8 protein-coding genes are annotated in these 12646 nt (G+C 45.2%); all 8 read left to right on the top strand.

Annotated elements, in window-relative coordinates; genetic code table 11:
* The first annotated feature begins 63 nt into the window (after positions 1-63).
* Positions 64-663 carry a TetR/AcrR family transcriptional regulator gene (locus ABWY16_RS02170; protein WP_353903009.1) on the top strand — a complete coding sequence of 200 codons (600 nt, stop codon included), beginning with the start codon at positions 64-66 and terminating at the stop codon, positions 661-663.
* A 235-nt stretch (positions 664-898) separates the two neighbouring features.
* The gene (locus tag ABWY16_RS02165; RefSeq protein WP_353903008.1) at positions 899-2038 is read left to right on the top strand and encodes an efflux RND transporter periplasmic adaptor subunit; all 1140 of its coding nucleotides are present in this window, start codon (positions 899-901) and stop codon (positions 2036-2038) included.
* A 12-nt stretch (positions 2039-2050) separates the two neighbouring features.
* Positions 2051-5248, top strand: coding sequence for an efflux RND transporter permease subunit (locus ABWY16_RS02160; protein ID WP_353903007.1), 3198 nt, complete (start codon positions 2051-2053; stop codon positions 5246-5248).
* Positions 5235-6650 (top strand): TolC family protein, encoded by a 1416-nt coding sequence (locus ABWY16_RS02155; protein ID WP_353903006.1) that lies wholly within the window; start codon positions 5235-5237, stop codon positions 6648-6650. The genes ABWY16_RS02160 and ABWY16_RS02155 overlap by 14 nt, the downstream gene beginning before the upstream one ends.
* A gap of 82 nt (positions 6651-6732) precedes the next feature.
* Entirely contained in the window at positions 6733-7065 is a 333-nt protein-coding gene (locus tag ABWY16_RS02150) for a hypothetical protein (protein ID WP_353903005.1), read from the top strand.
* A gap of 82 nt (positions 7066-7147) precedes the next feature.
* The gene (locus ABWY16_RS02145; RefSeq protein ID WP_353903004.1) at positions 7148-7582 is read left to right on the top strand and encodes a hypothetical protein; all 435 of its coding nucleotides are present in this window, start codon (positions 7148-7150) and stop codon (positions 7580-7582) included.
* 93 nt (positions 7583-7675) lie between these two features.
* Positions 7676-8902, top strand: coding sequence for an exonuclease SbcCD subunit D C-terminal domain-containing protein (locus ABWY16_RS02140; protein WP_353903003.1), 1227 nt, complete (start codon positions 7676-7678; stop codon positions 8900-8902).
* Positions 8899-12567, top strand: coding sequence for an SbcC/MukB-like Walker B domain-containing protein (locus ABWY16_RS02135; protein WP_353903002.1), 3669 nt, complete (start codon positions 8899-8901; stop codon positions 12565-12567). The genes ABWY16_RS02140 and ABWY16_RS02135 overlap by 4 nt, the downstream gene beginning before the upstream one ends.
* Positions 12568-12646: the final 79 nt, after the last annotated feature.

Genomic DNA, 12646 nt, shown 5'->3' with positions numbered 1-12646 from the left:
TTGACGAAGTAGTTATACATTTGTTTAACACTGTTAGATTATTTAATACAGGGGAATATTACCATGGGTAGTAAAGAAAGAATTCAAAGGGTAAAGGAAGAGACGAGAGCAAATATTCTCGAAGCTGCATTGGAAATTGTAAAAGAGGATGGATGGCAGTCGCTCAGTATGCGTAAAATTGCGGATAAAATTGAATACACTGCTCCGATTATTTATGAATACTTTGCAAATAAGGAAGGTATTCTGCTTGAACTGACCCGCTTGGGAAACGGCCTGCTGCTTAAAGATTTTAAAATCGCACAGTCAAAGTTCGAAACACCTGAAAAACAGCTGGAGGCCATGTGGATCGCCTACTGGGATTTCGCATTCAGCCATAAAGAACTTTACCAGTTAATGTACGGTGTAGATATGATGTGTTGCGAACTCACAAAGAGTCTGCCAGAGGCAGAAGCAGCAAGAAAAATGCTTTTTGAAACCATCGCAAAAATTATGACCGAATCCGAACCAACCGAAGAAATCATTTGCAGAAAGTACTATACCTTCTGGTCTATTATACACGGACTGATCTCAATTAACCTGGTAGGAAAAGGTAACACTCCTGATATGAATCAGCATATTTTAAGAGATGCGATACAGGGAATTATAAAAGCAATAAACGACTAAAATATATTTTTTTATGGAATACTTAACGCTGTTAGATTATTTATACGTTGTAACGTTCAACTCAAGGAGAAGAGCAGCAAAATCAATTTCCCTTTTTTTGTCCAGACATCTAACGGTGTTAAATAAGTTACATATGTTAAAACATCTATCTACTCAAACCCAATATCCTGCACTACACAAACCCACCCATATTTTTATGCAATCACTTAACACTGTTAAACAATTGACGAACGTTATGAAAACTACACTTTCAATTTTTATCCTAGCCATATTAATCGCGGGCTGCTCAGGCGGCCAGCCGGCGGTACCGCCACCTGCGCCACAGGCTTTGCAGGTAATGTCCCTTCAGGGCAATTTACAAACCACCTACACAGAATATCCTGCTTCCATTCAGGGAGCGATTGATCTGGAGATCCGTCCGCAGGTATCGGGTATCCTTGATAAGATCCTGGTAAGCGAAGGCGCTGCGGTAACAAAGGGACAACCGCTCTTCAAAATAGACGAGCGTCCGTTCAAAGAAGCATTAAATACTGCAAAGGCCCAGCTGCACGCTGCACAGGCGTCGGTAACAAATGCTCAGATCGAAGTAGACAAGCTTACACCGCTGGTTAAAAACAAGGTGGTGTCCGACTACCAGCTTAAAACCGCAACTTCAAGTTACCAGTCAGCACTTGCAAATGTTGAACAGGCAAAAGCAGGCGTAGCTGCAGCAAATATCAATCTTGGATACACGCTGATTAAAGCGCCGGTATCTGGTTATGTAGGCCGCCTGCCTAAAAAACAGGGCAGCATTGTTTCTCCAACAGATCCTATAGCTTTAACTCAACTGTCTGACGCACATGAAGTGCATGTTTACTTCGCTCTTGGTGAAGACGATTTTAATGCTTTCAATGCGAAATACCCTGGAAACACGGTAAATGAGAGACTGAAAAAATTACCCGGTGTTTCTCTTCTGTTAGCGGATAACACCGTTTACGGAAAGGAAGGCAAGATTGATATGGTAGACGGACAGTTTGATAAACAAACAGGTTCGATATCCTTAAGGGCTACGTTCCCGAATCAGCAGGGTCTTTTACGTTCAGGCAATACAGGCAAGATCAGGTTAAAACTTGATCACGATAATGCGATTACAATCCCGCAATCATCGACTGTTGAAGTACAGGACAAGATCTTCGTATTTGTAGTTGACGGGTCGAATAAAGTAACCAGAACACCAATAACTATTTCGGGCACCACCGGCACCAATTACCTGGTTCAGGAAGGATTAAAGTCAGGCGACAGGATAGTATTTGACGGCATCGACAAATTAAAAGACGGAGATACGATCAAACCTGAAAAATTAAAAGAAGAACCTATTACAACTGCATCAAGATAATAAACAGCAATCATGTTAAAGCAATTTATAGAAAGGCCTGTATTAGCAACAGTAATTTCCATTCTGTTGGTAATATTAGGTATACTGGGACTAACCAGGTTACCCCTACAACAATTCCCTGAGATTGCGCCGCCGGCCGTTCAGGTGACCGCACTGTATCCCGGTGCAAATGCCGAAACCGTACTGCGTTCGGTAGCTCCTTCACTGGAAGAGCAGATCAATGGGGTAGAAAATATGAGTTACATGCAGTCTACCGCCAGTAATGATGGTTCCCTGGTAATCTCAGTATATTTTAAACTGGGCACTGACCCGGATCTTGCAGCAGTAAACGTACAAAACCGGGTTGCTCAGGCAACAAGTCAGCTTCCTGCTGAGGTTGTACAGGCTGGGGTAACGACTGCAAAACAGCAGAATAGTTTGATTATGGTACTGACCATGTCTTCAGACGATCCTAAACATTACGATCAGACGTTCATGTCCAATTATGCGCAGATCAATTTAATTCCAGAGATCAAAAGGATCCAGGGTGTTGGTGCGGCAGTTATTTTTGGTGGAAGTAAGGACTATTCGATGCGTGTATGGCTGAACCCGGCACAGATGGCTACTTACGGCCTGACACCTAATGAGGTCATGGCTTCCATTAAAGATAAAAACCTTGAAGCTGCACCAGGTATGTTTGGTGAAGGCAGCAGTGCTCCTTTTGAGTATGTACTGAAATATAAAGGTAAACTGACAAAACCCGCAGAATACGAAAATATTATTATCCGCTCTAATGCTGATGGTTCGTTCCTGAGATTGAAAGATGTTGCCAGGGTAGAACTGGGCTCGTATACCTATGGTAGCCATAGCTTTGTAGAAAGCAGTGGTAAACCTGCACTGAACATTGCTATCCAGCAATTAAGTGGTTCCAATGCGAATGAAATTCAGATTGCCATTTCCAAATTTATGGAAAAAGCAAAAAAAGACTTTCCAAAAGGGATCTCTTATGTAAATCTTTACAATACCAAAGTGTCACTGGACCAGTCTATTGACCAGGTTGTCCATACACTGGTTGAAGCATTTATCCTGGTATTTATCGTTGTGTTTATATTCCTTCAGGATTTCCGTTCAACACTGATCCCGGCAATTGCGGTTCCGGTTGCGATTGTAGGAACGTTCCTGTTCATGAAAGTATTTGGTTTCTCAATTAACCTGTTGACACTCTTTGCACTGGTGCTTGCGATTGGTATCGTAGTGGATGATGCGATCGTAGTCGTCGAGGCCGTCCATGCCAAGATGGAGCATAACAAGCTCGGACCAAAAGAGGCCACTACAGAAGCCATGCACGAGATTACGGGTGCGATTATTTCCATTACACTGGTCATGAGTGCAGTGTTCCTTCCCGTTGGTTTTATGGAAGGTTCAACAGGATTGTTCTACAGGCAGTTTGCATTTACACTGGCTATTGCGATTGTGATCTCCGCTATCAACGCGTTAACACTAAGCCCGGCATTATGTGCGCTCTTCCTGAAAGAACTTGATCATGGTCATGACAATGAAGGCCATGCCACAAAAAGAACTTTTAAACAACGTTTCTTTTTGGGCTTTAACAGTGGTTTTGAAAACCTGACCCACAGGTATGTGAACAGTATTAAATTCCTGATCAAAACAAAATGGATCGCTTTGGCTGGACTTCTAGTAGTTGTGCTGGCTACCGCCTGGATGATAAAAAGAACGCCTACAGGATTTATTCCATCAGAAGATCAGGGTTTTATTGCGATCTCAACCTCACTACCTGCCGGTGCATCATTGGAAAGAACTACTCAGGTTGAGCACGAAGCATCAAAAAAACTGAGTAATCTTGAATTTACAAAAGTGTTCAACTATTTATCAGGATTTAACCTCCTTACTTCATCCAACAGTCCTTCTGCTGGTGCGATGTTCCTGTTATTAAAACCTACAAAAGAAAGAGGACAAGTTCAGGATATCAATGAGATCATGAATATTGTACGCGGAAAGCTCGCCGAAATTAAAGGCGCCAACTTCTTCGTATTTACTTTCCCTACGGTTCCGGGTTTCAATAACGTGGATGGGCTAGACTTTTTCTTACAGGACAGGACAGGCTCCGGAGACCTGCTGAAGTTTAGCGGTATCGCCAATAAATTTATCGGCAAACTGATGCAGCGTCCTGAAATTGCTTTCGCCTTTACTTCCTTCAAAGCCGATTATCCACAGTTACAGATGGAACTTGACGAAGCTAAAATTGAACAGCTCGGAGTCTCTACCCAGGCTTTGCTGTCAACAATGCAAGCCTATTTTGGTAGTGCACAGGCTTCAGATTTTAACAGATTTGGTAAGTACTATAGAGTAATGGTACAGGCAGATATTGCGGACCGTGCAGATCCATCTGCAATGGATGGTGTATACGTGAAGAACAGAAATGGAGAGAATGTACCGGTGAGTACACTGATCAAGCTGAAACGTGTTTACGGTACAGAGACAGCCTCCCGATACAACCTGTTTAATGCGATTGAGATCAATGCAATACCGAAACCGGGATACAGTACCGGAGATGCAATCAGGGCGGTGGATGAAGTAGCAGCTGCTGAGCTGGCTACAGGATTCTCTGTTGAATACACAGGTTTAACTAAAGAAGAAATCGTATCTGGCGGACAGTCTGTTGTGATTTTTAGCTTATGTCTGGTTTTCGTATACTTCCTGTTATCGGCTCAGTACGAAAGTTATATCCTGCCTCTGGCCGTGATCCTGTCTATTCCAACCGGTATATTCGGTGTGTTTGCTGCTATCGGTTTAACCGGAATTTCAAATAATATCTATGTGCAGGTTGCATTGGTCATGCTGATTGGTCTCCTCGCGAAGAACGCTATTCTGATCGTCGAATTCGCCGTCCAGCGAAGACGGGCAGGAATGAGCCTTGTAGAGGCAGCGATTCATGCTGCACAACTCAGGTTGCGTCCGATTATCATGACTTCCCTTGCCTTTATCGTTGGTATGGTGCCGATGATGAGAGCGGTTGGGCCTTCTGCACTGGGTAACCATTCAATCAGTATCGCTGCTGCCGGGGGTATGCTTACCGGAGTAATCCTGGGATTATTCATAGTTCCGGTGCTGTTCGTCATCTTCCAGTATTTACAGGAAAAACTAACAGGAGCACCACAACCAGTACTTACACCAGAAACCAAATTACAATTCGAAAATGAAATTGCATAATAATATATATATCGCCCTTTTGCTCGTGCTTGTTGCAAGTGCCTGTAAAGTATCTAAAGATATAGCCACGCCAACAAATGCTGCTCCTGAACAATTCAGGAACAGCGTGGCAACGGCTGATACCTTAAGTATCGCGAGCCTTCCTTACAAAGAGTTCTTTAAAGAGGATGCGATCAGGGAGCTGATCGATACCGCTGTAAAAAATAACTACGATATGCAGATCGCTTTGAAAAATATCGAAGCAGCAAATCTTTTATACAGACAGTCTAAACTGGGAAACATCCCAACATTGAACCTGAATATTACATCACAGCTGAACCGCCCTTCAGACAACAGTCTGAACGGTCTTCAACTGGGTCAGTTTGCTAATGCAACACATGTAGAAGACTATACTGTATCAGCAGGTTTGGGATGGGAAGCTGACATCTGGCGCAAAATTGCAAACCAGAAAAGAGCTGCCGGTGCAGCTTACCTGCAATCCGCAGAAGCAAGAAAAGCAATACAAACCCGTCTGGTATCCAATGTAGCACAAAGCTTCTACAGGCTGATCATGCTGGATACACAGCTGGATATTGCAAAGAAAAATCTTGCCCTGAATGACAGCACACTGAGAATCATTAAAATGCAGTTTGATGCCGGCCAGGTAACTTCCCTTGCCATTCAGCAGGCCGAAGCACAGCAATTGGTAGCAGCAGGTCTGGTTCCACAGCTCGAGCAAAGGATCAACCTGGAAGAGAATGCCCTGAGCATACTTACAGGTGCTTTTCCTAAAGCAATTGCAAGAGCAGGCTTCCTGAATAACATGAAGATCCAGGACCAGGTAGGTACAGGTATTCCATCGGTGATGGTTAGCCTTCGCCCTGATGTGAGGAGTGCAGAACTCGATTTGTTACGCGCAAATGCTAATGTAGGCGTGACCAAAGCGAGTATGTATCCAACGCTATCAATTACCGCATCGGGTGGTCTGAACAGTTTTAAAGCCGACAACTGGTTCAAGATCCCCGGATCTCTGTTCGGTCTTGTTGGTGGTGGAATTGCACAGCCCATCTTCCAGCGCAGACAACTGCGCACGCAATATGATATTGCCATGGTGAACCGCGAAAAAAGCGTTTTACAATTCAGGCAATCAGTTTTAACTGCAGTAGGTGAGGTGTCTGATCAGCTGATCAAAATTGAAAAATTAAAACAACAATATACCATTGCCGAAAACAGGGTTAAGGTAGTGCAGAGCTCATTGCAAAATGCAAATCTGCTGTTTACCAGCGGACTGGCCAATTACCTTGAAGTAATTACTGCACAGGGTAATGCCCTGCAAAGTCAGCTCGACCTTGCTACCGTTAAAACTGACCAGCTGAATGCATCTGTAGAATTGTACAGGGCTTTAGGTGGCGGATGGAAATAATGAAACCTGCAGGAGCTGATGCGCTGATGAAAGGTATCAGCTTCTGCAAATCATCTCTGAGGAGATGAACAACAATAAAAACATGAAGAATCAAACCGCACTCAATCCTACATTCTGGTCTGGAGTGATCAATTATGTAAGGGCCGCCGCTCAACCTGCAGAAGCATTAACTCCCTGGGATTTCAGGGAAGAGGTGGAAGCAAAAACTGTCCTGGTTTTCAGGACATCCATTGCAGGTATCACTGAGCAGTTACTGATTACCTCCAGCCTTAATACTCTGGTAGGCGAAAAAAACTGGACAATCGATCTCGAGGATGTTGACAAGGTTTTACGGGTAGTTTGCCCCAAAAGTGCTGAGCGTAAAATCATCAGTGTCTTTAAGGAGCAGGGAGAGTACTGTGAAATAATGTCATGACCGGTTTCAGTCCTGTCAAATAATTCTTTTGCTTTTTTTTGGAACAATTGTTATATCTTAATAGTTGTTAAAAGAAAATCAAATGGCAAATTCCAGCAGTAGTACCAATACCGCACCAGCAAAATCAAAAAGCAAGATTGGCTTAATCATCAGCCTCGCAGTTGTATTGATCCTGGCCGGATTTATTTATTACCGGTACTACTTTGTTTTTGGCGAAGGTGTAAAGGCAGGTCAGCTCAACTATTTCGTTAAAAAAGGCTACGTTTTCAAAACCAGTGAAGGCAGACTGATTCAAAGTGGTATCCGTTCACAGGCACCGGGAAATGTAGCTTCCAATGAATTTATATTTTCGGTACAGGACCAGAAAGTAGCAGACAAACTCAACCAGAGCTCGGGGGCTATGGTAGAATTGCACTACAAGGAATATCTCCACACGCTGCCCTGGAGGGGATTCAGCGTCTTTGTAGTTGATAGTGTGATGAGCAGCACACCTGCTGTGAAACTGCTGAATCAGTAATTTAACCAGCAGATGAAGCATGTTGCTGATGTGCAGAAATGTCAGTAGCCTGCATCCAATTTCTCTTTGTAATTGCTTAATTTAGCATCGACAATGAGAATCCTTCACACGGCCGACTGGCACCTTGGTAAAAGACTTGAATCAAATGAGCGTACTGATGAGCATCAGGCTTTTCTGAACTGGCTGATACAAACTTTACAAACCGAACACGTTGATGTTTTAATCGTGGCAGGGGATATCTTCGATACAGGAAGTCCTTCAAACAGCGCTTTTGAACAATATTACGGCTTTCTTCGTCAGGTAAAAAATACCTGCTGCCGCGAAGTGGTCATCATCGGGGGTAACCACGATTCCATCAGCACGCTCAATGCTCCGCAATCTTTACTGAAGTATTTTAATGTACATATTATCGGCGGCGTTCCCGAGGTATTTACCGATCAGATCATTGAGATTAAAGATGCGGAAGGACGCCTGGAACTGGTGGTTTGTGCAGTGCCGTTTCTGCGCGACCGTGACATCAGACTCTCCATAGCAGGGGAGACAATGGACGAACGTGAAGCACGTCTGAAACAAGGGATCTCTGATCATTACCATAATTTCTTAATCCATATTGCTGACTATAAATTAAACCAGATTCCGGTAATTGCCACCGGGCATCTTTTTGCGGCGGGCGCTGCAACATCAGACAGTGAAAAGGAAATCCACGTGGGCAATCTCGGCCAGATCGGTGGCGACCAGTTTCCCTCAGCGTTCGACTACGTGGCCCTGGGCCATATCCACCGCCCGCAACTCATCAATAAAATGAACCATATCCGGTATTCAGGTTCTCCTATTCCGCTGAGTTTCTCTGAAACCGGTGATAAAAAACAGGTAATAGTATTGGAATTTGATCAGGGACAGATGAGCAGCCTGAACGAGATCGAAGTGCCTTGTTACCGCAGGCTGATCAGGATCAAAGGGGATTTTGAAAAGGTAAAAACCAAACTGGTATTGCTGGAAGACCCTGAAACTTTGTATCCCGCCTGGGTAGAAGTGCAGGTTGATACTGAAACTTTTATATTCGACCTCGAAGAACAATTGAATACCCTGATTGCAGATAAACCCTTTATAGAACGGCTTTTTCCTAGGCAGTTCAGAATACGTGCAGCAAAGAACCTGAATGAGCAGACCGAAGAAGCTATGGCCCTTTCAGACCTTGAGCCAAGGGCAGTATTTCTAAAGAAATGTGCTGCTGAATATCCTGAGGACGATCAGCCGGATTTGTTGCTCAGCTTTAACCAGGTGCTGGAATATATGGCACAAAGGGAGGAAGGAGCATGAAAATCACAGGCATCAAATTTCTAAACCTCAATTCTTTAAAGGGACAGCATGAAATCCGTTTCGACCAGCCCCCTTTTACAGAAAGTGGAATTTTTGCGATAACAGGGCCCACGGGTGCCGGAAAAACAACACTGCTGGATGCAATCACTGCAGCACTTTACGGCCGCGTACACCGCCACAGTAAGGATGTCTTTGAGATCATGACCAGGCATACTGCCGAGTCTTTTGCAGAAGTGGAATTTGAAGTTGGCGAAAAATCCTACCGTGCCAAATGGTCTATACGGCGTGCCAGGGGTAAAGCAGATGGCCAGTTGCAGTCGCAAAAGATGGAACTTGCGGATGTATTGACAGGCAAAATCATTATTGAACATCCGTTGAATGAAGTGCGGGAAGAGATTGTAAAGATTTGCGGACTGGACTACCACCAGTTTCTCCGCTCAGTGATCCTGTCACAGGGTGATTTTACGCGCTTTTTGAAGGCCGATGAAAATGAAAGAAGTGAACTGCTGGAAAAGATCACAGACACCGGAATTTACTCCGAGATCTCCGTTGCAGCCTATGAAAAGGCGAGGGAGGAAAGGCTCAGGCTTGAGCAATTGCGCAGTAAACTGGAAAATGTAGTGCTGCTGTCAGCAGAAGAAAGGAGGGCATATTTAACCGATCTCCAGGAACTGTCGGCGCAGGAAAAATCAACGAAAGAAGAAGAGTCTGCACTGAGGGCCAAGCTCAACTGGTTACTGCAGCTGGAAAAGCTCAGTGATAAAAAACAGCAACTCTTACAGTCTTTAGCCGAAGCCGAACTGCAGGATGCAGCTCATCAGCCCAGATTTGTAAAATTGCAGAATCACCTGCGTGCACTCGTGCACCGCCCTGCCCTGGCAGAACTGAATACTATAGGACTCCAGCGTCAGCAGATCGAAACAGACCTTGAAGCCGCTGAGCTGCAACAACCCAAAGTGCTAAAAGAAGAAAAAATCACCAGGGAAGAACTGATTGCTGCTAAACAGCAGGCTGAGCTAAAAGAGAAAACCCTGAATGAAATGGGGCCGGTATTTGATGCCGTAAGCAAAAAAGATATCCTGATAGAGCAGGCAGGAAGTCAGCTGGGAACTGTACTCAGCACTTTTGAAGCAGCTGTGCTGAACATGCAGCAAACAGAAGCTTCAAAGCTGAACTTCGTTGAGCGGCTAAAAACTATCCGTGAAAGGATGTCGGTACTTTCGGATTGGTTAAAAGTACATAAAGCTGATGCCGCGCTTGATAAACAGGTGGTTGTATTACAGCAACTCCTCAAACAACTTTCTGCCCTGAAGCTGAAAAACGCTGCTATCACTGATGAGCAATCGGGTTATACCAAACGGCAGCAACAGGGCAAGGTTTCTCTGCTGGAAACATCACAACATATCAAGTTAGCAGAACAATCCTTAACAGATACCCAACAGGCTGTTCAGCAGCATCTGCAATCATTGAATGCAGTGCTGGCAGGTAGAAATACCGAACAGCTGGAACAGGAACTCAGCGGGTTTCCGGTGTTAATCCATACCGCTGAGCAGCAATTCAAGTTAGCCGGTTCTTACGCAGCACTCGCGCAGGAACAAACCGCACAGGAGAAAAGGCTTATGGAATTGCAGGCAGAGAAGAAGGAAGCCCAGGCACTATCGGGCCATCTTCAGCTTGAAACTGAAAAGGAAACTGAGCTGCTCAGCCACCTTCAGCAGATCTATGAACTGGAAGTAAAGGTGCAGAAATATGATGCCGACCGGCTGCAGCTGCAGGAAGAACAACCCTGCCCGCTGTGTGGTGCGATCCATCACCCATTTGTGGAAGGGAAATATGTATCCCGTATGAGCGAAGCCGAAGAACGGCGCAACCAGCAGCGTGTAAAACTCCAGCTGCTGAAAACCCAGCTGGATGCCCAGCTGATCATCATAAATACCCTGAGCCACCAGTCGGAAACAGGAAGTAAAAACCTGGTGCTTTCAACAACTGCTCTTGCCCAGACTGTTACAGAGTTTGAACAGAATAATGCACAATTACCCAAACCTCTTGATATCACCAAACCTGGGATCATTGCCGCAGTTATCGAAAGAAAAAAAGTCCAGCAGGCTGCGCTCAGAGAACAATCAGATCAGGCCAAACACCTGCAGAAGCAGATCACCGGACTGGAAACTCGGATTGTCCAGCAGAGAGAAGCCCTGGCACAACTGATCAGCAAAGCCGAACAGGCAGGCTTGGAAATTACGTTTGCAGAGCAACAGCTGAAACTGAATTTACAGCAGCTCAGCAGTGTCGGACAGGAAATTAAAACACTTGAAGAGCAGGCAGGAGTTGTACTGCAACCTTTTGGGATTCTTTTTGATGCAAGCCTCGCAGAACAGGTGCTGCCCGAGATGAATAACCGTTACCTGCGTTACCGGGAGTCCGAACAGGAATTAAAACGCCTGGAACTCGACCTCCGTGAGCAGGAAACGGAAGAGAAAAACCTGGAAAAAGCGATCAGCGAAAAGAAAGCCAATGTAGAAGTGCTTGCTCTGCAGCTCCAGGAAAACAAAATAAAATTACAGCAGCTACAGCAGGAGCGGCAGGAAATGTTCGGCATAAAAGATCCCTTAAAGGAGCGTTCTGATATGAGCAACGAACTAAGGAAATACAGAGTCCGCACTGAAGAACTGCAGCGGGACCTGCAGCAGAAACAGGAGCGCCTGAAGATTATCGAAGACCGTCAGCTGCACCTGAACACCTCATACCTTACAACTAAAAACCTGTTTGCAGCGCAACTGGAAAAATTAACAGCAAAGCTCAGCACGGAGGGTATAACTTCTGTTGAAGAACTGAATGAAGTGTTCCTGCCTGACGAAGAAGCAAATACGGTTGCCGCACTACAACAGGAATCCGCACAGCGAATCGCAACAGGCAAAAGCCTGCTTTCAGCAACCGAAAAAGAGCTGGAAGCTGAAGTTGAGAAGGCCCTGACAGAAGAACCAAAAGATCTACTGGCACCCCGCCTCGAAGAGCAGGGACAGGCACTGTCGCTCCTTCAGCAGCAAAAAGGCAGATTGAACCAGGTGATCTCCGATGATGACCTGCTCAAACTCAAACATATTGAAGTAGCACAGCAAATCGAGAAACAACGTCAGGAGTCAGACCGTTTCCAAAAGCTCTCTGCCCTGATCGGATCAGCAGACGGCAAGAAATTCAGCCGGTTTGCCCAGGGCCTCACCCTGGCGAGATTAACAGAACTGGCCAACCGTCATTTACTGCGCCTTAGTGACCGCTACAGCATCCTGAAAAGCCCCGGGAAAGATCTGGACCTTCAGATCATCGACGCCTACCAGGCCGACGTAATAAGGCCGATGTCAACCCTCTCCGGCGGCGAAAGCTTCCTCGTGAGCCTTGCCCTCGCCCTTGGATTATCAGATCTGGCAAGCCGTAAGGTACAAATCAACTCCTTGTTCATCGATGAGGGATTTGGAACCCTCGATGCAGAAACCCTGGACGTAGCCATCACTGCCCTCGAAAACCTGCAGGCCAGCGGTAAAAACATTGGTATCATCTCCCATGTAGAAGCCCTCAAAGAGAGAATTGGTACCCAGATCCAGCTGAGCAGAGAACCCGGCGGAACCAGCAAAATAGCCCTGTACAGTTATGGCAACCAAGTACTGTAAAATATGCTTTTAACATCCGCTTTTCGCAAAGTGGGTTTACCCCGATAGATTCTATAACAATGGGTTTTTACATCGGCGG

This window comes from Pedobacter sp. (assembly GCF_040513095.1).
Taxonomy (GTDB): domain Bacteria; phylum Bacteroidota; class Bacteroidia; order Sphingobacteriales; family Sphingobacteriaceae; genus Pedobacter.
Note: the sequence above shows the minus strand (reverse complement) of the source record. Positions and strands in the feature narration are given on the sequence as shown.